The organism is Gordonia sp. DT101 (genome assembly GCF_049844895.1).
Classification (GTDB): Bacteria; Actinomycetota; Actinomycetes; order Mycobacteriales; family Mycobacteriaceae; genus Gordonia.
This window is the reverse complement of sequence record NZ_JBNCLX010000005.1, coordinates 209,203-234,601: the sequence shown is the minus strand read 5'-3', so window position 1 is coordinate 234,601 and position 25,399 is coordinate 209,203. Positions and strand designations below refer to the sequence as shown.

Below are 25,399 nucleotides of genomic sequence, written 5' to 3'. Positions count from 1 at the left end.
CGCCTACACGCGAGCGGCGACATATCGCGCGGCGTCGAAGGTCATGCCGTTCACCGTGTAGAGAACGTGCAGACCGTTGGGCTGTCCGACGGGGGCGCCGTTGCAGATGGTGTCGCCCGGGATGCAGTAGCGGACCGTCCGGGTCGCGAGCCGCGGATCGATCTTGATCGGGGGCGCCCCGACGTCACGGAGAAAACGATCCGACGGCGGGCCGAACATGACGATGGCCACGACCTTGCTCGCGGCCGCCGCGGGCAAGGGCGGCGGGATCTTGGACGTGTACTGCGCATATCGCGGCGGCAGCGAGATGCCTGCATTGGTTGCGTAGCCCGCCACCACGGCGCCCTGCGAATAGCCGCCGAGGACAATCTTGGTTCCCGGGCACCTCGAGGCCATGTACTTGACGCGTGCCTGCGCGTTGTTCACGCCGTTCACGACGGTCTGGGCGAACGCCAATCGGTTGTTGAAGTTGCTGCTCGCCGGATAATTCACCCCGTAAACGGCCACCGATTTGCCGGCCAGTTGGGTCCGGAGGGCCGCGTCGAAGGCAAGACCGGTCAACCCGACGGGCGGCGCGGGTTCGGCGGTGCCGCGCGCGAACACGACCTCCACGCCGGGGCACGCCTGCGCCTCCGCTCGCGGGGCCTGCGCCGTCAGGGTCGCGGCGCCGACCATGGCCACGCCGAGGAGAACCAGTAGCGAGCGTTTGATCATGCTCTTGGATGCTACGGCGTTCTGACCGGCACGTCTGCGTGTTCGCCGCACCCCGTGACCCGACTGCCAGGTGTCACGTCGCGCGCCGGCGCGGGATTCTGTCCGATTACCTCGAAATCTGATGTGGCGATTGGCAAGAGGTCGAGGTTCTCCCCGAGTTCGGGGATGGCCACGACACGATCCTCCAGGGCGCCCGATCCGATCAACTCGGCCCACCAGGAGATGTTCTTCGCCTGCTTCGCGCGTCGCGCTTGCCCCTTCCAGCGCGTAAGCGCCGGCCTCGCGAGGTACATCGGGGTGGCCGGGTCCTTCGCGACCTCGAGCAACCGCGATTGGCCCTTGTGCCGCTGTACCTGTGCACCATGCCGCCTGACACCCAAGCAGAGTCTGAGCACGTTGACGAATCGATAGGCCCACGTCAACGAGTTGTGGGGGGCATAGCAGACGTCCTCGACGGTCGGTCTCTCGGTCCGCGCGCCAGGAAGGCGGTCACGATCGAATCGGAGTCCCTGCCCCGCGGCCTCGGAGACCATCCACGCGAGCGTGAGATCCGACGGCGCCGACCGATCGAGACCGCCACCGATGTCCGAATGGACACCTTCGAACCAGACCTGCTGCAGATCGGTGGCGGGGTCGGCCTTCTTCTCCCACACGCACGGCTCGAACGTCAGGCGTCGCTCGTCGATGGCCAGCGCCTGGCGTGCGCAGTCGACCTGGTCACTGAGCTCGACATCGTGGAAGGCGTAATTGGATCGGGTCACCCCCGGGATTCCCAGGGCGCCGACGGTGTCGAAGACCCCGATGAACGTGATGCGGGGGCGCCCGTCCGGTGTTGCGAATCCATACGTGTACTTGTGAATGGCTCGCTGCTGGGCCTCCCGACTGGCGCCCTGAGCCCGGTACGCCTCCAGCGCATCATCCAGAAGGTTCGACGACGACGCGGGCGGGCACGCGAGGTTGTCGCCCGTGAGCAATCCGACCCTCGCGATCATGCCGACCAGACTGCGCGCGGTGTAAGCACCGCGGCTGAATCCGAAGACATAGATCTCATCACCCGGCTCGTAATTCAAGGCGAGGAACCGATAGGCGTCGATCAGGTTGATGTCCAGGCCGCGTCCCAGCGCGCCGCCCAGCAAGCGGTCATACCAGGTTCCGCCGGTACCGACGCCACTGCAGTAATGCACCAACTGGATCGTGTCGTCGTCTGGTCGGGTCGTGATGGCTCGCGCGATCTTCTCGATGTTGGAGATCCGCGGGTCCTTCGACGATTTCCACGTGCCGTCGCAGCACACCACCAGACGTTTCACCGGATATCTCCTCGTTCATTGCATCCCTTGTCGGACAAGATCACCATGACAACGCGGCTGAGTTCGGGCACGAGTAGCGCGCTACCCGAGTGCGGTGCGGTTGACTACTCAGATGCCGATACGCACTGTTCACGGCCACAGCGCGGGACCCTGTCGGTGGCGATCGTCGATGCGGTAGGCGCGCTCAGAGGGTTTCCTTCCATCGAGGCGGCACCCAGGCGTTGTGGACCGGGTTGTCGGCGTGAGCTGTCTGCAGATGGGCGACAAGCGCATCCAGCGACTCGTTGGGGTTGTCGCGCGCCCATACGATCGACATCGGATAGACGGGTGTCGGGTCGACGATGGGGATTCGTCGGAGGTCATAGTGTGCCGGCCAGAGATAGCGTGAACCTTCGCCGACGAAAGTGGAGAGATCTGGTGAGTCGGCGATCTCGGCGAGGAGCACTTCACCGCCGAAGTTCGGCCCGAGCACGTCGATCCGGAGTCCGAACGTGGTGGCGAGCTCGGAGTAGTACGCACCCCAGTCGGTCGTCGAGGGCAGGCCGGGCATCCAGACCCGATGCCGTTCCAGCTCGGCCAGTACGATGACGTCGTTGTCGGCCAATGGATGCCGGGGTCCGACGAGTAACTGGTGGGCATCGTCGATGACATGAGCCGAGCGGAGCGTTCGTGGCAATCGCTTCGTGTTCCACACGGTCCGGAACGTGGCGTCGACGGTTCCATTGGCGACGGCCGCGAAGGCCGCGTCGGTGTCGATGTCGGGAAGGGCGACCACGTCGAGCGTGATGTCGGGGTGCTGCCGATAGAAGGCGTGCACCCGAACGGCCGGTGCGATGCGTCGGTTGATGACGTCGACACGCAGGGGACGGCGCTGCGGTGTGACCGACGCCAGCGCACGGTCCTCGGCCCGCAGCAACTCACGAGCGTGGGGGAGCAGGGCTTGCCCGTCGACGCTGAGGCCGACGCCGCGGGCGTTACGCGTGAGCAGTTGTACTCCCAGGCCGCGTTCGAGGGCCGCCATGCGTTTCGACACCGCCTGCTGAGTGATGGAGAGACGGTCGGCGGCCGCCTGGAACTGTCCGGCATCGACGATCGCGACGAAGGTGCGTACCCCGTCAAGGTCCATGCGACCCACGGTAATGAACAACCAATGGTTGTGCCGCGCCGATCGCCCGGTTGTTTGTGTGTCCGTCTGCATCGGCGTTTCATCGGTCGTGATTCGGACCCGGTTGGCAAGCGGAAGGGGGTCGGCATGGGGATCCGGCGCGCTCTCGGGCGACAGTTCGAGTGCTTGTGGGCGGCCTATGCGGTCAGCACCTTCGGCACCTGGATCGGATTCGGCGCGCTGTCGGTTGTCGCGATCACTGTGTTGGACGCCGGCCCGGCGGAGGTTGCCGCGTTGTCCGCGGCGGGCCTCGCGGTGGGCGCGGTGGTCGCCGTGCCCGTGGGCCCGTGGGTGGAGTTCCGTCGCAAGCGGCCCGTGATGATCGCCGCGGACCTGATCCGGCTGTGCGCATTCGCATCGCTGCCGATCGCATACGCGTTCGGGGTGTTGACGATCGGCCAGCTGATCGCGGTCTCCGTGGTCGCGACGGCGTCGAGGATCGCGTCCGACGCGGCGAGCGGGCCCCTGGTCAAGACGCTCGTACATAGAGACGACCTGCTGACCGCGAACAGCCGATTCGAGTCGACGAGATGGTCGGCGACCGTCGTCGGTCCCACGTTGGGCGGTGCGCTGATAGGACTGTTCGGTCCGTTCGTGACGATCTGCGTCGACGCGATGAGCTATCTGCTCTCCGCACTGGGGGTCGCTGCCATGGGCTCGTCGGAGCCGCAGCGGAAAAGGGCGACCCCGGCACGGTTGACCGATCTCGCCGACGGCTGGCGCATCATCGTCGGTCAGCGCACCCTGCGACGGTTGTTCGCCAACACCGTGTTGGTCAACGGTCTCATCATGGCCGGGGAACCCGTCCTCGCCGTTCTGATGCTCGGCCAACTGAGCTTCCCGATGTGGCAATACGGTCTGGCGTTCTCATTGCCGTGCGTCGGCGGACTCATCGGATCGCGGCTGGCAGGCGCCGTCGTCCACCGGCTGGGCCAATCCAGGGCGTTGCTGGTCACCGGCGTGCTGCGCGCATGCTGGCCGATCGGTCTCGCGGTGGTGGGACCCGGCCTCGGCGGCCTGGCAGTCGTCATGGTCGTCGAGCTGGGTCTGATCGTCTGCTGCAGCGTGTTCAACCCGGTATACGTCACCTACCGACAACAACTCATCGAGACCGAGCAACTCTCTCGGGTGATCGCGGCGTGGTCGATCAGCACCAGCCTGTGCATCGCGGCGCTCACGGCCGCCGGCGGGCTGCTCGCGACGATCACCACTCCTCGCACAGCCTTGGTGGTGGCGGGAGTCGCCCTGCTCGCCACACCCGCCCTCCTGATCAGACGCTCCGCCGACGTCGCTGTGTCACCCGAGGCGCGGCCGGCCGAGGCCTCCGGAGTCCACTGACCGGAGTCACATCTCAGCTACGGCGGAACGCGAGGACCGGAATGGTGCGAACCCCGGCGGTCTTCTTCTCGTAGTCCGCGAATCCCGGGTAGCGCCGGGCCTGTTCTGCGTAGATACGATCGCGGTCTTCGCCGGTCACTTCGGTCACCGAGACCGCCTGCGTGTCGGTGCCGAGTTCGATCTGGGCCCGCCCGGCCGTGGTGGCGTTGTAGTACCAGGCCGGATTGCTCGGCGCGCCCGCCTTCGATGCGAAGACGTACATGGTGGCGTCATCCTTCTCATCGGGCAGGTACATCATCGGTGTGACGGTCTCCCGGCCGGATTTACGTCCGACGTGGTGGAGCAACAGCATCGGAGCTCCCTCGAAGTTGCCGCCGACCTTGCCTTCGTTCGCCCGGAACTCGTTGATTATCTGGGTGTTCCAGTCGTCGTATTCGCTCATGTGGCCGCTCGCTCACGTCGAAGGGATGGTGACGTCGAGCCTACGGGTGCGTGCCATGCACTGTCTTCGGTCCGCGACCGGCGTGCGAGATTCCGGTCGACGTCTCCGCGAGTAAAGAGTCGGGAACACAGGCCGCGCGGGCGGCATCCAATCCTGGTGGCGAGCATCATCTGACCGGCCGCGTCGAGTTCACCTGCCACGCAGGCGCTGTGAGCCCGCACGCCGGAGAGGCGTGCGGACTCACAGATGGTCATGCGAAGTGGTCGTCAGCCTCGTGCCGACTCCAGCGCCTCGTTGAAGGTCTTGCTCGGACGCATCACGGCAGCGGCCATCTCGGGGTCGGGTGCGTAATAGCCCCCGATGTCCACCGAGGCGCCCTGCACCTCGTTCAATTCCGCGACGATGGTGTCCTCGTTCTCGGCCAGCGTGTCGGCCAGCGGGCCGAAGCGCTTCCGGAGTTCCTCGTCGTCGGTCTGCGCGGCCAGCTCCTGCGCCCAGTACATCGCGAGGTAGTACTGGCTCCCACGATTGTCGAGTTCACCGGACGTACGCGACGGACCCTTGTCGTTCTCCAGCAGCTTGCCGGTCGCCGCGTCCAGTGTCTTCGCCAGGATCTCGGCGCGCTTGTCCCCGGTCTTCTTCCCGAGATCTTCCAGACTGACCGCCAGCGCCAGGAACTCACCGAGCGAATCCCAGCGCAGGTGGTTCTCCTCGAGGAGCTGCTTGACGTGCTTGGGTGCCGAACCACCGGCTCCGGTCTCGTACAGACCGCCACCGGCCATCAGTGGCACGATCGAGAGCATCTTGGCGCTGGTCCCCAGTTCGAGGATCGGGAACAGGTCGGTCAAGTAGTCGCGCAAGATGTTCCCGGTCGCGGCGATGGTGTCCATCCCGCGGATCACCCGTTCGAGCGTGTACCGCATCGCTCGGACCTGCGACATGATCTGGATGTCGAGACCGTCGGTGTCCTCGTCCTTCAGATAGGTGTTCACCTTGGCGATCAGCTCGTTCTCGTGCGGACGGTAAGGATCGAGCCAGAACAGCACCGGCATACCGGAATCCCGTGCACGCGTGACGGCAAGTTTGACCCAATCGCGGATCGGGGCATCCTTCACGATGCACAACCGCCAGATGTCCCCCTCCTCGACGTTCTGCGTCAGCAGGACTTCACCGGTCGCGATGTCGGTGATGTTTGCGACGCCCGTCTGGGGAACCTCGAACGTCTTGTCGTGGGACCCGTACTCCTCGGCCTTCTGTGCCATGAGGCCCACATTGGGCACGGTACCCATGGTCGTCGGATCGAACGCGCCGTTGGTCTTACAGAAGTTGATCATCTCCTGGTAGATGCGCGCGAAGGTCGACTCCGGATTGACGGCCTTGGTGTCCTTCATACGGCCGTCCGCGCCGTACATCTTGCCGCCCGCGCGGATCATCGCGGGCATCGAAGCGTCAACGATGACATCGCTGGGGGAGTGAAAGTTCGAGATGCCACGCGCCGAGTCGACCATCGCCAGCTCAGGACGGTGCTCGTGGCACTTGTGCAGGTCATCGATGATCTCTTCGCGCTGCGCACTCGGCAGCGACTCGATCTTGCTGTACAGATCCGACAAACCGTTGTTGACGTTGACGCCCAGTTCGTCGAACAGTTCACCGTGCTTGGCGAAGGCATCCTTGTAGAAAACCTTCACGGCGTGACCGAACACGATGGGATGCGAGACACGCATCATGGTCGCCTTGACGTGCAGGGAGAACATGACGCCGGTCTTGTAGGCGTCCTCGATCTGATCTTCGTAGAACTCGACCAGCGCCGTCTTGCTCATGAACATGCTGTCGATCACGTCGCCGTCGTCGAGTTTCACCTTCGGCTTGAGCACGAGTGTCTCGCCGCCCTCGGTGATCAGCTCCATCTTGACCTCGCGGTCGCCGTCGACGGTCATCGACTTCTCACCGTGGTAGAAGTCGCCTTCAGTCATATGCGCGACATGCGTCCGCGATGCCATCGACCACTCACCCATGCTGTGGGGATGCTTACGCGCGTACGCCTTGACGGCCTTGGGGGCGCGCCGGTCGGAATTGCCCTCACGCAGCACCGGATTCACGGCACTGCCCAAGCACTTGGTGTACCGATCCCGGATCCTTGCCTCGTCGTCGGTCTTCGGGTTCCCGGTGAAGTCGGGGATCGCGTACCCCTTCTCCTGGAGCTCCTTGATCGCGGCCAGCAACTGCGGAACCGAGGCGCTGATGTTCGGCAGCTTGATGATGTTGGTGGCCGGATCCTGAGTGAGGCGACCGAGCTCGCCCAGGTTGTCCGGTAGCCGCTGCTCCTCGGTGAGGTAGTCGGAGAACTCGGCGAGGATCCGGGCCGCCACCGAGATGTCACTGGTCTCGACGTTGATGTCGGCCGCATCGGCAAAAGCGCGGATGACCGGCAGAAAAGCCTGCGTCGCGAGCATCGGCGCCTCGTCGGTCAGTGTATAGATGATGGTCGGCTGCTCCGCGCTCATAATCCTGCCTTCGTCTTCAGTTTCGGTCACGCACCACATCGGTCTGCTTGCCTCAGCTTTACCAGTATCGCGCCGGATGAGGCTGGGTGCCCACCAATGCGAGCGATGGTGGGCATCGCTCGGTGATAGATCACCTACGGTCTTACAAGAACCGACAATCGCTTCGACAACCGGGGGAACAATGGCGAGTGATGACGAGGTGGACCGCCCGACTATCGCAGCGTTGCTCAACCGGGCGTCGCGGGAGTTCGGGGACGTCGACTACACCGTCTCACCCAGTGACCGCATGACCTATGCCGAGGCCGAGGAACGCTCTGCGCTGATTGCACGGTGGCTGCTCACCCGGCACGTCGGCAAAGGCTGCCGGGTCGGTCTGTTCTTCACCAGCGGCGTCGAATGGACCGTCTGGTGGCTGGCCGTCAGCCGGATCGGCGCGGTCGCCGTGCCGCTGAGCACCCTGTATCCGCCGGCCGAGCTGGCGCGGGTGCTGCGCCTCGCGGACGTACAGGTGCTGGTCGCGCCGACCGAGATCCTCGGCGTCGACATCCCCGACAAACTCAAGGCCGCACTGTCCGGTCTCGACGGTCAGCGCGCCGGTCGGATCCAGCTCACCGCCACTCCCTTCCTGCGCGACATCGTCCTCACCGGTCGATCCGATCGGTCGTGGGCGACCCACTGGCGGCCCGACGACACGTCGTTGGTCGAGCGGGCACTGCTCGACTCCGTCGAGAGCGAGGTCTCGCCCGCCGACGTCGCCCTGATGATCCACACATCGGGCTCCACCGCACTGCCCAAAGGGGTGGTGCACACCCACGGCACCGTGGTTCGGCAGACCTCACAGTGGGTCCAGATGCTGCAGGCGAGCAACGGCGGGGCTGCCATGCCGGTCGTGTTGTGCGCGATGCCGGTGTTCTGGATCGGCGGCATTCTTGCCGCCGCCGGAGCCCTGCACGCCCCGGCGACGGTGCTGACGATTCCTCGTCACGATCCCGGCCCCGCACTCGACCTCATCGAGCGAGAACAGGCCACCGGGTATGTCGGGTGGCCGGCGTTCCTCCAGCAGTTGCGGGGCGACCCGTCGTTCGACGATCGTGACCTGTCGCGCGCCCCGATCCTCCGCGAAGGCCCTGCCGACATCGCCATGATCAACTCACCGCGAGGGCATCCGATCCACCGCACCATGACCGAGACCGCAGGCGGTTGGGCGGCCACCGAGAAGCGGATCGTCGACGGCGACGGTGCTGCGGTCCCGGTGGGCGCGATCGGCGAGCTCTGGATCCGAGGCACCGGCGTGATGGCCGGTTACAACAAGCGGGAACGGTCGGAGGTCTTCGACCCAGACGGGTGGTTCCGCACCGGCGACCAGGTCTACGAACTCCCCGACGACCCGCGGCTCTTCTACGTGGGACGCGACACCGAGATGATCAAGGCGGCGGGTTCGAACGTGTCACCTCGTGAGGTCGAGGCCGTCATCGAGGAGTTCCCGGATGTGGCGCACTGCCTCGTCGTCGGAGTCGACCATCCGACCCGAGGCGAGGAGGTGGTTGCTCTCGTGGTGCCGGCCGGCGGCGCGGTCGATGCCGCCGACCTGGATCGTCGCACCCGCGACCAACTGTCCCGGTACAAGGTGCCGACCACCTGGTTCACCGCGCGTCTCGACGAGCTCCCGCTGTTCCCGACCGGCAAACCGGATCGGCGCGCCCTACGGGCGAAGATGACCGAGGGAACCCTCGGCCTGCGACTCTGAATCGCGAACCCCCATCTTCCCCCCAACCCCAAAAACCCAGCCGCGACGGTTTCCCTCATCCGCGACCCCGAAATGCCGTCGCGGATGACGGGAACCGTCGCGGCTGGGCGAGGTGGGTTGTGGGAGGGGAAGAGGGGAGGCCTACCGGAGTGCGTCGGCGATTCGCCGCCACTGCGCGCGTGGGACCGCCCGCTGGTCTGCCTGCAGCACCTGCAGGCAGACGTGGTCGGCGCCCGCGGCACGGTGTTGGTCGATCCGCGCGAGCACGGCCGACTCGTCTCCCCACGCGATGATCGCATCGAAGAGCCGATCGCTGACGGAGTCCAGATCGTCGTCGGAGAAGCCGAGGCGGCGTAAGTTGTTCGCGTAATTCGGCATTGCCAGATAGCCGCGCAGCCATGGGGTGCCGATCGAGCGAGCCTCGTCACGATCGGTGGTCAGGACCACGGTCTGTTCCGGTGCGAGCAGGGGACCGTCACCGAGAGACGTTCGGGCGATCGCGGTGTGCTCCGGCGTCACCAGGTACGGGTGCGCGCCACGGCTGCGCTCGGCCGACAGGGCGAGCATTTTGGGACCGAGGGCCGCCAGCACCCGACTGTCGGTCGGGACCGGATTCTCCGCGTCGTCGAGCCCGTCCAGGAAGGCCTTCGTGGTAGCCAACGGCTTTCGGTAGCGCCCGGCTTCCTGCGCGTCGATCAGGGGCGCGTGACTGATCCCGAGCCCGAGCAGGAACCGGGCGCCGTGCTCGGACGTCAGTCGCGCATGCGCCGCAGCCACCTCGTGCGGCTCGTGCATCCACATGTTGAGAATCCCGGTCGCGATGACGACGTTCGTGGTCGCGCCGAGCAGATTGGCGACCGAGTCGAGAACCGGACCACCCACATCGGGGATCCACAGGGCCGTGAAGCCCAGTTCGTCCAGTTCCGATGCAGCGTCCGCGGCTTCGCCCGGATCTCCGTAGCGCAATGGCGAACTCCAGATACCTACCCCGTTGAGATTCACGTACCCGACCCTACTGGTCGACGGAGCCCCATTCTGGACAGATTCTTCGATCACCGATCTGACAAAAGACTTGAAGATGAAGCCGACTTCAACTATATCTCATAGGACTCAGATCACAGTGTCCGGTTCCGCCGCATTGCGTCACACCCATCCGCCCCGGACGGTCGCGACGCGCTCATCAACGAAAGTGGTGTCCTTCGTGAGCTGTTCACGGATCGGTGCGCGACCGCACCATCGAGTCCCCGGCCAGGGGACGACTCGCGATCGGGTGTCGACGTGACCCCGCCCCGGGAGCCCGGGCAGGCCATGTCGCTCTTCGACGTCGCCGGGAAGTCTGTCGTCGTCACCGGCGGAACCCGCGGCATCGGGATGATGATCGCGCGGGGCTTCCTGCAGGCAGGAGCGCGCGTGATCATCTCGTCCCGCAAGGCAGAAGCCTGCGAGCAGGCGCTCACCGAATTGTCCGCCTCGGGCGATGTGGCGGCCCTGGCCGCCGATCTGTCGACCCCGGTCGGTGTCGAGGCGTTGTCCCGGTTCGTGGCAGACGAATTCGATCGCGTCGATGTCCTCGTCAACAATGCGGGCGCCACCTGGGGTGCGCCAGTCGACGAGTTCCCGCAGAACGGCTTCGAGAAGGTCCTCAATCTCAACATCACGTCTGTGTTCGAGATGACGCAGGCACTGCTGCCGCTGCTCCGTGCCGCCGCTTCCGACGGACCGGCACGGGTGATCAACATCGGATCCATCGACGGCATGGTCGTCTCCCACACCGACAACTTCTCCTACGGAGCGTCGAAGGCGGCCGTCCACATGCTCACCCGCAAGCTGGCGGCCACGCTGGCCCCGGAACAGATCACCGTCAACGCGATTGCGCCGGGACCGTTCCCGTCGAAGATGATGGCGTTCATGCTCGACGACCCGGACATGCGTTCCCAGGTCGAAGCCGGCGTGCCGCTCGGACGAGTCGGCACGCCCGACGACATCGCCGGTACGGCGATCTTCCTGTCCTCGCGGGCGGGGGCATACCTCACCGGAGTGGTCATACCGGTCGACGGAGGAATGAGCGGCACCCGATGACCCCCCTGACGCGCACCAGCTCGACCATCTCGACAACCACAGCCGGACAACAGGTTTCGCGGACCTGCCGGATATGACCGACCCAATTCGACCCTTGCAGACGGGAAATCGCGTGACACAGACCAATGCAGAACCAGACAAGGAACGAATCGCAGGCTCGCCGACAGGCGGTCTACACTCGCTCTGGGACCGCAAGCTCGATCACTATCCGCTCCCGGCGGCACGATACCGATACCTGGCCATCACGGTGCTGGCGACGGTCATCTTGTACTACCAGCTCTACATCCAGGGCGCCGTGGCGACAAAGATCATCGTGTCGTTCGGCATGACCTTCACCCAGTTCGTCGTCGTCTCGATCGTCGGGAACCTCCTGGGCGCCTTCGCATCTCTGGCGGCGGGCCTGGCGGATCGTTGGGGCCGCGCCAACCTGGTGGTCATCGGCCTGTTCATCACCGGCCTGCTGGTGCTGTTCGCGCTCCCACATGCGCCGAACACCTTGTGGTACATCATCTTCTTCGCTGTGCTGAGCATTGTCGAGGGCATGATCCTGGTGGCGACACCTGCGTTGATCCGGGACTTCTCGCCGCAGGTCGGACGTGCTCAAGCGATGGGATTCTGGACGATGGGCCCCGTGCTCGGCAGTCTCGTCGTGACCATGGTGTCGAGCAATACACTCGACAACCACCCGGATTGGCGGTTTCAGTTCTACGTCTGCGGGATCGCCGGTTTGATCGTCGCGGTGATCGCGCTGGTCGGCCTCCGCGAATTGTCGCCAGGGCTCCGTGACCAGTTGATGGTCAGCCTGAACGAACGGGCCCTGATCGAGGCGCGGGCCGGCGGTCTCGACACCGAGACCGCCCTGCGCGGGCATTGGCGCCAGATGATGCGGTTCGACATCGTCGGACCGGCGATCGCGATCAGCCTGTTCCTCATGTTCTATTACATCGCGGTCGGGTTCTTCGTCGTCTACTTCGCCACCACATTCGGCTACTCGGAGGCTCGTGCCAACGCCCTGGCGAACTGGTATTGGATCGCCAACGCGATCGCCCTCATCGTCGCCGGTGTGGTCTCCGACAAGATCCGGGTGCGCAAGCCGCTCATGGCCATCGGGACCGTGATCTCCGTGATCGGCACCGCGATCTTCGCGATGCTCAGCACCCATGCCGATACGAGCTATTACACCTTCGCACTGGTGCTCGTGGTCATCGCGGTGGGTGGCGGCATCGCCTACTGCGCATGGATGGCCAGTTTCACCGAGACCGTCGAGCGCCACAATCCGGCCGCCACTGCGACCGGTCTGGCGATCTGGGGATGGACTGTTCGCATAACGGTGACGCTGGCACTCATTGTGCTGACCTTTGTGGTGCCGGCCACCTCGACTCTGGTCGACCAGGGAACGCGGGTCTCCCACATCGTCGCCGAGTATCCGGAACAAGTCGCGACCGCGAGTGCCGTCGAGCCGGCGACCCTGAGCGCGCTGGCCGCGAATCCACGCGATGTGCGGGCAGGCGTGGCCGCCGTGGGGCAGTTGATGGGTGCGGGCCTCGCGGCGACCCCGCGGGAGGCAGCGGCTCGCCTGCAACAATTGAGCACCGACCCGATTCCGCCGGGGGATCAGGCGTACCTGGCCGAACATGCGGCCGATGTCCAACAAGCCCAGAAGGACAACCCGGGTCAGTGGAAGATCTGGTGGTGGATCTGCGTCGTCGCCCAGATCTTGTTCGTGCCGTTCATCTTTGTGCTGAGCGGGCGGTGGAATCCGCGCCGGGCCCGGGAGGACGCACTCGCCCACGAAGCGATGATCCAACGCGAACTCGCCGCGCTGCACCGCGGCTGACCGCGGCGACGAGGGGTCACCGGAGGGCGTCGAGCAGTGCGGTCCGGAACTCCGGGTTCCGGACCGCACCCAGGTGGTCACCGGGCACTCGGATCAGTGTGGCCGACAGCCTTTTCGCGAGGACCTCGGGCCGATTCGCGAGATCGTCGTCGACACCGGCGATCACCACGGCGATCTGGACCGAGATCTGTTCGAAGGCGATCGGCTCGGTGTTGACCGCCTCGGCCTGCGCCGCCAGCGCAAGCCGGTCGTTGTCCGATGCGTCGGCGAACAGCCGGAATCGGCGGGCGGCCGGGTCGGTCACGGTCGCCGGGTCGTCGGCACGCAGGGCGTCGGCGAGGGCACGCTGGTCGATCACCCTGGTGTCGACACCACCGAGGTCCACCACGCCCGCACCGACACCGCCCACGACGAGCCGCCGAATCCGATTGTCGTGCACCGCAGTCAGCAATGAGACGATCGCGCCCATCGAGTACCCGACCAGATCCACTTCGGTCAGGTCCAGCGAGTCGAACAACTCCACTAGGTCCCGCGCCATGCGGCTCTCGCCGTAACTGGCGGAATCATGCGGTTTATCCGATTCTCCGTGCCCACGCGCATCGACCACTATCACCTGACGGCCTTCGGCCACAAGAGCATCCACCAGTCCGGCCGCCATCCAGTTCTGTGCACCACTGGACGCGAATCCGTGCTGCAGGACGACCGGTGGTCGGCCGGAGGCATTCCCGCCAGAAGCGTCCCCGAACGTGCGGTAGGAGATGGCGACCTGGTCGCCGACGATGAATCGATGCGCTGCCGTGTTCACGCTTTGCACCCTAGCGAATGGTTGACGATGTGAACCATCGTCGACCGTCGGCAATCCATCCCGCCCGCGTAGGCGCGGATCATGATGCGTGCCGTCTTACTCGATGCACCGGGCCCGCCGGAATCTCTGACCATCCGCTCGGTTCCGCCTCCCACACCTGCGGTCGGCTGGGTTCTCATACGAATCAGGTCATTTGGCCTGAACCGATCAGAGTTGCATTTTCGGCGGGGGATGGGATCGTTCGGCAGTTTCTCGATGACGTTGCCGCCGGCCGTGCCACCGTCCCGATCGCTCATTTTTACAATTCGACGAGGTCGCCACGGCACACCGCGACATGGAAGACGGCACGCTGCTCGGCAAGGGCGTTGTGCTGACGGAATGACCGACACGTCGGGGCGCGGCCGACCCGACCACGGAGGGCTGCAGACCCGCCTCAGTCGGTGAGGGACACCCGCGTGATCTCGGAAAGCTCTCCACCTTCACGTGGCTGTTCGAAGACGACCCGCGCGGTACGCCCGTCGGTCATCAGGGTGGCGATGGTGTTGCCGAACAACGGACCCCCGACGTCGGACCAGTTGATGGGCAGCGGGGGAGATCCGAGGTGCCGGGCCCACGCGCGGGTCAGGCGAGCGGCTCGCGGCGACCACGCATGCTCCAGAACCGGCTTGACGTATCCGGGGACATGATTGTGCACAGGCGAGCACACCAGCTGGTGAACTGCGGTCGCCGTCGTACCGGGGTGGTCGGCCCGTGCCACATAGCTGTGATGTACGTCGCCGGAGAGAACGCAGACGGTGGCAGGAGCACGGCCGGACTGCGTGGCCACGCCGATGATCAGGTCGCTGAGCCTCCGGAACGACTCCATGAACGCCGGCCAATGCTCGAAATCGGTTGCCTGACGAATCTTTTCGGCAAGCCGTCCGCGGAGGCCGGTGCGGTTGGCCGCGATCTCGTTGATCGTCTGCAGGTCACCGAGCGCAGGGGGCAGCAGCCACGGCAGTGATGACCCCAGGATCAGGTGGTCGACTCGGTCGACACCGTCTGTCATCTGTTCCTCGAGCCAGGCGAACTCCCGATCACTCAACATCTTTCGGGAACCGCCCGACAGGATTCGACCGTTGCGCGAGTCGATCATGACGAGTCTGGCCGTTCCCAGATCCCATCGGTAACTGAACCGCAGACCCTTTTCTCCGTCGGCGTCGTCGTCGGCCCGGTCGGCGAGAGCGACCAGCAGCGGCCAGCAGTCACCGGTGGAGTCGACGACCTTTCGGTAATCGTCGTCGACGGCGAGTTCGGTGGGACTGAGATTGCCGAGATGCTGATACACCCAGTAGGAGGCGAGTCCCGCCCGAATCCGTTCCCGCCACCACGGCACGGAGCTCATCGAGGCACGCCACGCGGCGGAGGTGTTCCAGTCGTCGCGGATGTCGTGGTCGTCGAAGATCATCGCGATGGGCACTGTGGACATGAGCCATCGGATCTCCGGATCGCCCCACGTGTGCCGATAGAGCCCCTCGTACTCGGTGAAGCTCACAACCTCGTCGGGTGGACGTTTGGTACGAACCGAGCCGCTGCGGCGGCCGGCCAGGCGACGACGCGCCTCCGGGGTCAGCTCGTCGGCGTAGACCTGGTCGCCGAGCAGGATCACGACGTCGGGCAGCGCCGACACCGGTTGCCCGGTCAGTCGTGTGGCGTAGCAATCCAGTGCATCCGAACCGAGCTTTTCGTCCAGCGCGGCGTCGCCGGTCTTGGGGTAGCGACACGACCCGAAGACCACCCGAAGACTTTTGTCACGGTCGGCTCCGCGGGTCCGGATCACGCTCGGTGGGTAGCGGGACTTCTGGTGCGGCCACTCCTGCGTCCCGTTGACGTGAAGTCGGTACTCGGTGGTCGAGCCCGGCGTCAGACCGTCGACCACGACCAGCGCGTAGTGGCAGCCCCGAACCTCGAACGTCGACGCACGGCAGCCCAGTACCTCGACCTCGGCACGTTCGTCGGTCTGAACCCAGATCGTTGCGGTGGTCTCACCTACGTGACGCAAGATCGGACCGAGGACGAGAGCCATCGGTACAGCCTAGGTGGCGCCGGCGAGGCCGCCTCGTCGGCGCTCGACGGGTCACCGTGTGAAGAATGCGCACTTGTCACGTATCCGCGCAAGTCGCCACTTGCGCGGATACGTGGCAAGTGCGCGGGAGCGTTGCGGCGTGCGCACGTATGGCCTCGACGTGCAGGTCAGGCTGCATCTTCCACACCCCGACCGAAAACGTCACAGTGCCCGTACTCGCGCGTAGGGAATCGATTCGCCACAATCGTGCGAGGTGCGTCGCCGGCATCCAGCGCCGGCACGGAGCACACCGACCCCGTCCTCGGGCGTATCGGTCGAGACGGGCGCCGCGACCTCCGCGGCCGACACGTAGGAATCGAAGAGATTGGAGTCGGTGATGTTCACACGCATTGCCATCGTGAACCGCGGCGAGTCCGCCATGCGACTCATCCATGCCGTCCGCGGCCTGTCCGCGGAGACCGGCCGACCGATCGAGGTCGTCGCTCTTTACACCGATGCGGATCGCAACGCGACATTTGTGCGTGAAGCCGACATCGCCTACGACCTCGGGCCCGCTGCCGCGCGGCCCTATCTGAACCTCGAGGTCCTCGAGCGCGCACTCCTCGCGACCGGTGTCGACGCAGCCTGGGTCGGCTGGGGCTTCGTTGCGGAGGATCCGCTCTTCGCCGAACTGTGCGAGCGCATCGGCGTCACTTTCGTCGGGCCTTCGCCGGAGGCGATGCGCAAACTCGGCGACAAGATCGGCGCCAAGCTGATTGCCGAAGAGGTCGGCGTCCCGGTGGCGCCCTGGAGCCGTGGCGCCGTCGCGACCATCGACGACGCCGTGGCGGCGTCGGCCGAGATCGGGTACCCGCTGATGCTCAAGGCGACCGCGGGCGGCGGCGGCCGGGGTATTCGCGTCGTGACGAATGACGGCGATCTCCGCGAGGCCTACGAGCGCACCCGCGACGAGGCGGCCCGAGCCTTCGGCAGCGGCGTCGTGTTCCTCGAACGCCTCGTGACCGGTGCCCGCCACGTCGAGGTCCAGGTGATCGCCGATGGTCAGGGCACCGCCTGGGCGCTGGGCGTGCGTGATTGCTCGGTGCAGCGACGAAATCAGAAGGTCATCGAGGAGTCCGCGTCGCCGGTCCTCTCTGGCGCGCAGGTGGCCGAACTCAAGGTGTCCGCCGAACGACTCGCCGTCGCAGTCGGCTACCGGGGCGCGGCAACCGTCGAGTTCCTCTATCACCCCGGCGAGCAGCTGTTCGCGTTCCTGGAGGTCAACACTCGTCTGCAGGTCGAGCATCCGATCACCGAGGCCACCACCGGCTTCGACCTGGTCCGGGCGCAATTGCATGTGGCCTCCGGTGGCCGTCTCGAAGGCGAGCCACCGGCAGAACGCGGGCACGCCATCGAGGCCCGCCTCAATGCCGAGGATCCCGACCGCGACTTCGCGCCGTCTCCCGGCCGCATCGCGCGCCTCGAACTCCCCGCCGGGCCCGGCATCCGTGTCGACACCGGGGTCAGCGAGGGCGACACCATTCCCGCCGACTTCGACTCCATGATCGCCAAGATCATCGCCTACGGCCGCGACCGCGACGAGGCACTCGGACGTCTGCGCCGGGCGATGGTGCAGACGCGGGTGATCATCGAAGGCGGCGCGACCAACAAGAGCTTCGTCCTCGAATTGCTCAACCAGCCCGAGGTGATCGACGGCAGCGCCGACACCGGCTGGATCGATCGGGTGCGGGCCGAGGGGCGACTGGTCGCCCATCGTCACTCGGCGGTCGCGCTGGCCGCAGCGGCCATCGACGCCTACGAGGAAGGCGAGTCGGTGGAACGTCATCGGCTGCTGTCCACCGCGTCGGGTGGTCGGCCACAGGTGCAGCACGACAGCGGGCGTCCGCTCGATCTCAAGCTGCGGGGTGTCGGTTACCGGGTCCGCGTCGCGCGGATCGGCGCGCACCGTTTCCGTATCGGCATCGAAGCCGGCGAGCAGACCCGCACCGCCGACGTCGACCTCGAACGTTTTGACGAGCACACCGCTCAGATCGTCCTGAACGGCGTCCGCTACCGACTGGTGACCGACACCCACGGACCGATCCACCTCGTCGACGTCGACGGGGTCACTCATCGGGTCAGTCGCGACGAGGGCGGCGTGGTCCGCTCACCCGCCCCCGCGCTGGTCGTCGCCACTCCACTGGAGGTTGGCGCCGAGGTCGAGGCAGGCGCACCCGTACTGGTGCTGGAGAGCATGAAGATGGAGACGGTCCTGCGCGCGCCGGTCCGGAGCCGCTTGAAGGAAAGCCTGGTGTCGGTCGGCACGCAGGTGGAGACCGGTGTGCCGTTGCTGCGCCTGGAACCGCTCAGCGATGACGACGAGGCCGAGACGCCCGACGACGCGACCGCCGACGTCGACATCGAACTGCCCGACGAGCCCGTGGACGTGTCACCGCAGGAGCGCACCGGACGCAGCCTGGAGGATCTCCGCAGCCTGCTGCTGGGGTACGACGTGGACCCACACGATCGCACCCGACTGCTCGACGACTACCTCACCACCCGCCGCGTGGCGATCGAGAGCGGTCGTCGCCCGCTCGCCGACGAACTCGAACTGATCACCGTATTCGCCGACCTCGCCAAGCTGAGCCAGAATCGGCCGTCGGGGGAGGCCATCGGCGACGAGCGCGTGCACAGTTCACGCGAGAGCTTCCACACCTATCTGCAGAGCCTCGACGTCGAGCGCGACGGACTGCCGGAGGCGTTCCACGCGCAACTGGGCCGAGCGCTCGCACACTACGGGGTGACCGATCTCGATCGCACCCCAGAGCTCGAGGCCGCGGTCTTCCGGATCTTCCTGGCCTTGCAGAACCCCGGCGACTCGGCCACCGTGCTCACCACCCTGCTGCGCGAGTGGCTCGGGGAGCCGACCCCGCGCGATGAGCTGAGGGATTCCGTCGGCACGGCGCTCGATCGGCTGGTGGCCGCGACTCAGGTGCGGTTCCCCGTCATCGCCGACCTCGCGCGTGGACTCATCTACGCGTGGTACGGACAGGAGCTGCTGCGTCGCAATCGCGCACGGGTCTACGACAATGTCCGCGATCATCTGCGCTATCTCGACGACAACCCCGATGCCGCAGACCGCGCCAAGCGCATCTCGGAGATGGTCCGCAGCACCGAGCCCCTGGTGCGGCTCCTCGCGCAACAGGTGGTGCGCGGCAAGGCCGACAACACCGTGATGCTGGAGGTCCTGACCCGTCGCTACTACGGGAACAAGGGACTCGCCGATGTGCGGATCCAGCAGGCGGGCGGCGCCCGTTTCGTGGTCGCCGAGCGGGAGGGCGCGAAGCTGGCGTCGGCGGCGGTCAGCTTCGACAATCTGGGACCTGCTCTGGCCGGACTGGCCGAACTGGCTCGCGACACCCCGTCCATCGATGCCGACATCTACCTGAGTTGGGAACAACAACCCGAGGACTTCGACGCGATGGCGTCGACTCTGCACGAGGTCATCGCGGCGACCCCGATGCCCAGCCAGGTACACCGCATCACCACCACGGTTGCCGGCAGTGGTGATGCGCTGATGCATCACCACTTCACCTTCCGGCCGTCTGCGACCGGCATGGCAGAAGAACGTCTGATCCGTGGCCTGCATCCCCACATCGCGCAGCGCATGCAGATGGAGCGCCTGCACAAATTCGATCTCACCCGGCTGAGCTCGTCCGACGACGAGGAGGTCTACCTCTTCCGGTGCGTCGCCCGCGACAACCCGTCCGACGACCGCCTCATCGCGTTCGCACAGGTGCGCGACCTCACCGCGGTGCGCGAACACGACGGCCGACTGCTGGCTCTGCCGACCGCCGAGACGATCCTGGCGTCGTGTGTCGATTCGATCCGACGGGCGCAGCGCCCGTCCGGCCGGACCGCCGACACCAACCGCATCATCATGTACATCTGGCCGCCGATGGACGTCACCGCCGAGGAACTCGCAGCGATCGCCGGATACATCCGGGCCATCGCTGCCGGCGTCGGGCTCGAGGAGGTTCAGCTGATCGCGCGTCGACGCGACCACGACACCGGGATCTTGTCGAAGGTCGCCGTGCGATTCTCGATCAACGCCACGGGTAGCTTCGACGTCAGCGTCGGTGAGCCTTCCGACGAGCCGATCGAACCCGTCGACGGGTATCGCCAGAAGGTGCTGCGCGCGGCGAAGCGCAACACCGTCTACCCGTACGAGCTGGCCGGCCTACTGGGCGAGTTCTCCGAGTACGACCTGAATGCCGAGCAGGTACTGGAGCCGGTGGACCGTCCGAAGGGCGGCAACACCGCCGCCATGGTGGTCGGGGTGGTCACCACACCGACCGACAAGTACCCGCAGGGCGTCACCCGAGTGGTGCTGCTCGGCGATCCGACAAAATCGCTCGGTGCACTGTCGGAACCGGAGTGCAGCCGGGTGATCGGAGCGCTGGACCTCGCCGGACGGATGCAGGTGCCGCTCGAGTGGTTTGCGCTGTCGTCGGGTGCCCGGATCTCCATGGACTCGGGAACCGAGAACATGGACTGGGTGGCGCGCGCACTCAAGCGCGTCGTCGAGTTCACCCAGGCAGGCGGTGAGATCAACATCGTGGTGGCGGGTATCAACGTCGGCGCGCAGCCGTACTGGAATGCCGAGGCCACGATGCTGATGCACACCAAGGGCATCCTGGTGATGACCCCGCATTCCGCGATGGTGCTGACCGGCAAGCAGTCCCTCGACTTCTCCGGTGGTGTTTCGGCCGAGGACAACTTCGGCATCGGCGGATACGACCGCGTGATGGGCCCCAACGGGCAGGCGCAGTACTGGGTGCCGAACCTGGGTGCTGCCAAGGATCTGCTGATGAGCCACTACGACCACACCTACGTCGTGCCCGGTGAGCAGACGCCGCGGCGGTCACTGACAAGCGACCCGGCCGATCGGGACATCTCCGATTATCCGCACGTTCTGGCGGGTAGCGACTTCACCACGGTCGGCCACATCTTCTCGTCCGAGACAAATCCGGATCGCAAGAAGCCCTTCGACATCCGGACGGTGATGCGCGCGCTGGCCGACCAGGACCACGTGGTGCTGGAACGCTGGGCGGGCATGGCCGACGCCGAGACGGCCGTGGTCTGCGATGTCCACCTGGGCGGGATCCCGGTGTGCCTGCTCGGGATCGAATCGCGGGAGGTGCAACGCCGCGGCTACAAGCCGACCGACGGTCCGGACACCTACACCGCCGGCACACTGTTCCCGCAGTCGTCGAAGAAGGCCGCGCGGGCGATCAACGTTGCCAGCGGCAACCGTCCGCTCGTGGTGCTCGCCAACCTGTCCGGTTTCGACGGTTCGCCCGAGTCGTTGCGGAAACTGCAGCTGGAGTACGGCGCGGAGATCGGTCGCGCGATCGTGAACTTCCAAGGGCCCATTGTGTTCTGCGTGATCTCGCGGTATCACGGCGGCGCCTTTGTGGTGTTCTCCAAGGCACTGAACCCGAGTATGACCGTGCTGGCCATCGAAGGCTCGTACGCATCGGTGCTCGGCGGCGCCCCGGCCGCCGCGGTGGTGTTCGCCGGCGAGGTCGGCAAGCGCACCGCAGCCGACTCACGCATCCGCGAACTCGAGACGCGGGTGGCGGAGGCCTCCGGCACCGACCGATCGACGTTGAGCGCGGAGCTCGCGGAGATGCGCCAGTCCGTCCGAGCGGAGAAGATCGGCGAGGTGGCCGCGGAGTTCGACGCCGTCCACAGCATCCAGCGCGCCGTCGAGGTCGGCTCCGTCGATGCGGTGATCCGTGCCGCCGAGTTGCGGCCCCAGATCATCGGGGCGATCGAGGCGAGTACCGCTTGGTCGGGACAGGGTGCACAGGTAGGGGTTTCGTAACGCGACAGCCTGTCGACAGTGCCATGTCCCGGTAGAACGGGGCATGGCATCTGTTCGGCTGGCTATGTTGGGTTGCTGATCGGGAAAAGACGGGACATTCGGGTGCGCAGCTATCTGGCGCTCGACGATCGCGTCTCAACTGCCGGTCTTGCGCTCGTCGGGCGGTTCCCCGTCCTCCGTCCCGCCTTGACGCGGGCACCGCATCGAGGTAGCGACCGGTGGAACATCGTGGTGCGCAACCGCACTACCGGGCAACAAGCCACCGCCCACGGTGCCGGACAGTCGGCAACGACCGGAGAGCTGGCCGCGCGAGCCGCCGTCGCGGCTGCCACGTCGCCGTCGTCGGGGAGCGTGACCGTCGCCGACCTGGCGACACCTGACGATCTGCGTCCCACACCGGGCGTCTCGGAGATCGTTGTTGGATGACCACGGGAGGCATGAGGCTCGGCAACTGTGCTGCCTCAACTCAGGTCTCTACCAGATTCGACGACCGACCACGGCGAGCCGCGTCGCGTCCTACCGTGTAATCGAGGGCACCTCGCGAGGAACTCGAGGACCTCCGAACCGCTTCCGACCACCAGGAGATCGAACATGACCGTCACCACCGAGTCGACCAGTGACCTCGTGGCCGAGCCGATGCGCTCGCGCCGCAACCACTGGAACAACCAGGTGCGTCGGCATGCGTTCATGACGCCCGACCGCACCGCTGTGACATATCTCGGGAAGGCGACCACGTGGCGAGAGCTCGACGAACGGTCGCGTTCGTTCGCCGCCGCCCTGCATCGCCGCGGCGTGCGGTTCGGCGATCGTGTCCTGATGGCCTTGCTCAATCGCACCGAGTACATCGAAGCGGTGTTGGGCGCCAACCTGATCGGCGCCATCCCAGTCCCGGTGAACATCCGGATGAGCCCAGCCGAGGTGGCCTTCCTCGTCACCGACAGCGGCGCCAGGGTGATCGTCACCGAGAAGCTGCTCGCACCGGTGGCGGAGGCGGTCAGTACATCCACGGGCGCCATCGACACCACGATCGTCGTCGATGGCGGGGACAACGGCACCCAACTGGACTACGAAACGCTCATCGCCGAGGACCCGACCGATCTGCCCGAGATCGACGTCCCGGAGGACACCGTCGCCGTGATCATGTACACCTCGGGAACAACCGGAAAACCCAAGGGTGCCATGCTGACCCACACGAATCTCCAGGCGCAGGCGGTGACCACGATCAGTGCGGCGCAGGGGAGCACCGACGACGACGTCGCCTCGGTGGTACCGCCCATCTTCCACATCGCCGGCCTCGCCGCGTTCGCGCCGGTGTTCTATCGCGGCATCCGGTCGGTGATACATCCACTCGGCGCATTCGATCCCGAGACGATGCTCGACACACTCGAACGCGAGGGCACCACCTCGGTCTTCATGGTCCCGGCCCAATGGCAGGCCGTGTGCGCCGCGCAGCAGGCCCGTCCTCGCGATCTCAAGCTGCGGACGATCAGCTGGGGAGCCGCTCCGGCGTCGGACTCCGTGCTCAACGCGATGAACGAGAACTTCCCCGCCGCACTCAACATGACCGCGTTCGGCCAGACCGAGATGTCGCCTGTCACATGCATTCTCGAAGGCAAGGATGCGCTACGCAAGATCGGTTCGATCGGTAAGGTCGTGCCGGCGGTGACCGCTCGCGTCGTCGACCCGATGATGAACGACGTGAAACCCGGAGAGGTCGGCGAGATCGTCTACCGCGGGCCGAACATGATGAAGGGCTACTGGCAGAACCCGCAGGCCACCGCGGATGCGTTCCGCGGCGGATGGTTCCACTCCGGCGACCTGGTGCGCCAGGACGACGAGGGCTTCCTCTACGTGGTGGATCGCGCCAAGGACATGATCATCTCCGGCGGCGAGAACATCTACTGCGCCGAGGTCGAGAACGTGCTGTACGGCCATCCCAAGATCGCCGAGGCAGCCATCATCGGCCGCGCTGATGACCGATGGGGAGAAGTGCCGGTGGGGATCGTGGTCCTCGCCGACGGCGTCGACGATCTCACCCTCGCCGAACTCGAGCCCTACCTCAATGAGAATCTGGCGCGCTTCAAGCATCCGAAGGATCTGGTCGTCCTTGATGAACTGCCGCGGAACGCCGGCGGCAAGGTGGTGAAACCCCGGCTGCGCGAAGCATATGGGAGCAAGGACGCCGGGCTGGCCGACTGATCACACTGCGCGAGAGTCAGCGGCGGGCGTCGATCAGGTGCCGGGTCGAATGCGCGACGAATGGCCGGCCTGCACGCATGTCCGCGGCCATCTCGCACAACGTGTTCGCATACGTGCCGATCGAGAAGTCGGCCACCCACCACACGCACTTGCGGAGAATCCACACCACGGCGGGCGTTGCTCGGTTGCGCGGCCGTCCAGCCAATCGAAGCCCCACCCACTCACGTCGGCGGACGCGGCCTCCGCGACGAGCGACTCGAAGGACCGCATCCCCACACCGCGTCCGCTACTTCGAGTAGTCGTAGAACCCCTTGCCGGCCTTCTTGCCGAGATATCCGGCATCGACCATCCGCTGCAACAGCGGCGGGGGAGCGAGATGCGGTTCGCGGAACTCCTGATACAGCGATTCGGCGACGTCGAGGACCACGTCGAGACCGACGGTGTCGCTCAACGTGAGCGGCCCCATCGGGTGTGCGCAGCCGTTGATCATGCCGGCGTCGATGTCTTCCTTTGTCGCGTAACCGCTCTCGTACATACGAATCGCGCTGACGAGATACGGGATGAGCAAGGCGTTGACGACGAAGCCGCCGCGGTCACCGGCCTGGATGGTCCGCTTGCCCAGATGGTCGCGGGCATACGTGGTGACGGTGTCGATCGCCTCGGTCGAGCTGGCGAGACTCGCGATGATCTCGACCAGGGGCATCACCGGCACCGGATTGAAGAAATGCACGCCCACCACCCGGGACGGATCGGCGACATTCTTCGCCACCCGGATGATCGGGATGGACGAGGTGTTGGTCGCGAGAATCGCGTCGGCGGCCGTCACCTGATCGAGTTCGGCGAAGAAGCCGACCTTCAGGGACTCGATCTCGGGCAGGGCCTCGATCACCAGTTCCCGGTCACCGAAGTCGGCGATGGACGTGGTGGTCCGCAGTCGGGCGAGCGACTCCGTGGCCTGCTCCTCGGTGATCTTGCCCGCCTTCGCACCGCGTGCCAGCGACTTCTCGATCCGAGCGCGAGCGGCGTCGGCCGCGTCCTGGTCACGTTCGAGAACCAGAACCTCGTCGCCCGCGCGTGCGGCCACCTCGGCGATCCCGGCGCCCATCGTCCCGCCGCCCACTACTCCCAGGTGTGTCACGTGTAAAGCCTCCCGTGTCGAGATCGGATATCGGCCGTCGACGGCTCTGCGCCGTCGACGCACTCTGATGACAACCTAACGGGCTCGGCCCGGCACGTCTCGATCGGATCAGGCAACCGGCGGTCCTGACCGCGGAACTTTTCATCGCGTGGCCGCATCCAACCCAGTGTTCACACCGACCGGAAGCGAC

17 protein-coding genes and 1 pseudogene are annotated in these 25,399 nt (G+C 66.0%); 7 read left to right on the top strand and 11 right to left on the bottom strand.

The annotated features are described in order from the left end of the window. Positions 1-3 precede the first annotated feature (3 nt). The 3 genes from ACLQ3I_RS18670 to ACLQ3I_RS18660 all read right to left on the bottom strand — a co-directional run bounded on the left by ACLQ3I_RS18670 (position 4) and on the right by ACLQ3I_RS18660 (position 3,147). Positions 4-714 (bottom strand): cutinase family protein, encoded by a 711-nt coding sequence (locus ACLQ3I_RS18670; RefSeq protein ID WP_425803879.1) that lies wholly within the window; start codon positions 712-714, stop codon positions 4-6. A gap of 11 nt (positions 715-725) precedes the next feature. Next, positions 726-2,021, bottom strand: a complete 1,296-nt coding sequence (locus tag ACLQ3I_RS18665) for a DUF2235 domain-containing protein (RefSeq protein WP_425803876.1) — start codon at positions 2,019-2,021, stop codon at positions 726-728. Between the two features lie 184 nt (positions 2,022-2,205). Continuing rightward, positions 2,206-3,147 carry a LysR family transcriptional regulator gene (locus ACLQ3I_RS18660; protein ID WP_425803874.1) on the bottom strand — a complete coding sequence of 314 codons (942 nt, stop codon included), beginning with the start codon at positions 3,145-3,147 and terminating at the stop codon, positions 2,206-2,208. Between the two features lie 126 nt (positions 3,148-3,273). Here ACLQ3I_RS18660 and ACLQ3I_RS18655 point away from each other — a divergent pair, with 126 nt between their 5' ends. Continuing rightward, entirely contained in the window at positions 3,274-4,524 is a 1,251-nt protein-coding gene (locus tag ACLQ3I_RS18655) for an MFS transporter (RefSeq protein ID WP_425803871.1), read from the top strand. 13 nt (positions 4,525-4,537) lie between these two features. Here the strand turns inward: ACLQ3I_RS18655 and ACLQ3I_RS18650 are convergent, their stop codons facing one another. Continuing rightward, a complete protein-coding gene (locus tag ACLQ3I_RS18650) occupies positions 4,538-4,966 on the bottom strand; it encodes a nitroreductase/quinone reductase family protein (RefSeq protein WP_425794338.1) in 429 nt (142 codons plus the stop codon). A 266-nt stretch (positions 4,967-5,232) separates the two neighbouring features. Further along, entirely contained in the window at positions 5,233-7,470 is a 2,238-nt protein-coding gene (locus ACLQ3I_RS18645) for an NADP-dependent isocitrate dehydrogenase (protein WP_425803868.1), read from the bottom strand. Between the two features lie 181 nt (positions 7,471-7,651). Between ACLQ3I_RS18645 and ACLQ3I_RS18640 the strand changes: the two genes are divergently transcribed. Then, complete coding sequence (locus ACLQ3I_RS18640) at positions 7,652-9,217, top strand: class I adenylate-forming enzyme family protein (RefSeq protein ID WP_425803866.1); 1,566 nt, start codon at positions 7,652-7,654, stop codon at positions 9,215-9,217. A gap of 141 nt (positions 9,218-9,358) precedes the next feature. On the opposite strand, the gene ACLQ3I_RS18635 is transcribed toward ACLQ3I_RS18640, so the two are convergent. Continuing rightward, positions 9,359-10,219 carry an LLM class F420-dependent oxidoreductase gene (locus ACLQ3I_RS18635; protein WP_425803863.1) on the bottom strand — a complete coding sequence of 287 codons (861 nt, stop codon included), beginning with the start codon at positions 10,217-10,219 and terminating at the stop codon, positions 9,359-9,361. Positions 10,220-10,525: 306 nt separating this feature from the next. On the opposite strand from ACLQ3I_RS18635, the gene ACLQ3I_RS18630 reads away from it, so the two are divergent. Beyond that, positions 10,526-11,296 (top strand): glucose 1-dehydrogenase, encoded by a 771-nt coding sequence (locus ACLQ3I_RS18630; RefSeq protein WP_425794517.1) that lies wholly within the window; start codon positions 10,526-10,528, stop codon positions 11,294-11,296. Positions 11,297-11,408: 112 nt separating this feature from the next. Beyond that, positions 11,409-13,133: an MFS transporter gene (locus tag ACLQ3I_RS18625; RefSeq protein WP_425794333.1), complete on the top strand. Its 1,725-nt coding sequence runs from the start codon at positions 11,409-11,411 to the stop codon at positions 13,131-13,133. A 16-nt stretch (positions 13,134-13,149) separates the two neighbouring features. Here the strand turns inward: ACLQ3I_RS18625 and ACLQ3I_RS18620 are convergent, their stop codons facing one another. Together ACLQ3I_RS18620 and ACLQ3I_RS18615 are read right to left on the bottom strand one after the other, a co-directional pair. Next, positions 13,150-13,938, bottom strand: coding sequence for an alpha/beta fold hydrolase (locus tag ACLQ3I_RS18620; RefSeq protein WP_425803861.1), 789 nt, complete (start codon positions 13,936-13,938; stop codon positions 13,150-13,152). A 433-nt stretch (positions 13,939-14,371) separates the two neighbouring features. Then, positions 14,372-16,003 carry an alkaline phosphatase D family protein gene (locus ACLQ3I_RS18615; RefSeq protein WP_425803859.1) on the bottom strand — a complete coding sequence of 544 codons (1,632 nt, stop codon included), beginning with the start codon at positions 16,001-16,003 and terminating at the stop codon, positions 14,372-14,374. 376 nt (positions 16,004-16,379) lie between these two features. On the opposite strand from ACLQ3I_RS18615, the gene ACLQ3I_RS18610 reads away from it, so the two are divergent. The 3 genes from ACLQ3I_RS18610 to fadD5 all read left to right on the top strand — a co-directional run bounded on the left by ACLQ3I_RS18610 (position 16,380) and on the right by fadD5 (position 24,071). Next, positions 16,380-21,872: a carboxyl transferase domain-containing protein gene (locus tag ACLQ3I_RS18610; RefSeq protein WP_425803857.1), complete on the top strand. Its 5,493-nt coding sequence runs from the start codon at positions 16,380-16,382 to the stop codon at positions 21,870-21,872. Positions 21,873-21,974: 102 nt separating this feature from the next. Beyond that, the gene (locus ACLQ3I_RS18605) at positions 21,975-22,298 is read left to right on the top strand and encodes a hypothetical protein (RefSeq protein WP_425803854.1); all 324 of its coding nucleotides are present in this window, start codon (positions 21,975-21,977) and stop codon (positions 22,296-22,298) included. A gap of 165 nt (positions 22,299-22,463) precedes the next feature. Continuing rightward, on the top strand, positions 22,464-24,071 hold the full coding sequence (gene fadD5, locus ACLQ3I_RS18600; protein ID WP_425803851.1) for a fatty-acid--CoA ligase FadD5: 1,608 nt from the start codon (positions 22,464-22,466) through the stop codon (positions 24,069-24,071). A 16-nt stretch (positions 24,072-24,087) separates the two neighbouring features. Here fadD5 and ACLQ3I_RS18595 read toward each other — a convergent pair whose 3' ends face one another. The 3 genes and pseudogenes from ACLQ3I_RS18595 to ACLQ3I_RS18585 all read right to left on the bottom strand — a co-directional run bounded on the left by ACLQ3I_RS18595 (position 24,088) and on the right by ACLQ3I_RS18585 (position 25,209). After that, positions 24,088-24,288: a hypothetical protein gene (locus tag ACLQ3I_RS18595; RefSeq protein ID WP_425804068.1), complete on the bottom strand. Its 201-nt coding sequence runs from the start codon at positions 24,286-24,288 to the stop codon at positions 24,088-24,090. After that, positions 24,237-24,341, bottom strand: a pseudogene (locus tag ACLQ3I_RS18590) (class I SAM-dependent methyltransferase); the annotation flags it as partial. The pseudogene ACLQ3I_RS18590 and the gene ACLQ3I_RS18595, both read right to left, overlap by 52 nt. A 16-nt stretch (positions 24,342-24,357) precedes the next feature. Further along, complete coding sequence (locus tag ACLQ3I_RS18585) at positions 24,358-25,209, bottom strand: 3-hydroxybutyryl-CoA dehydrogenase (protein ID WP_425803849.1); 852 nt, start codon at positions 25,207-25,209, stop codon at positions 24,358-24,360. Positions 25,210-25,399 lie beyond the last annotated feature (190 nt).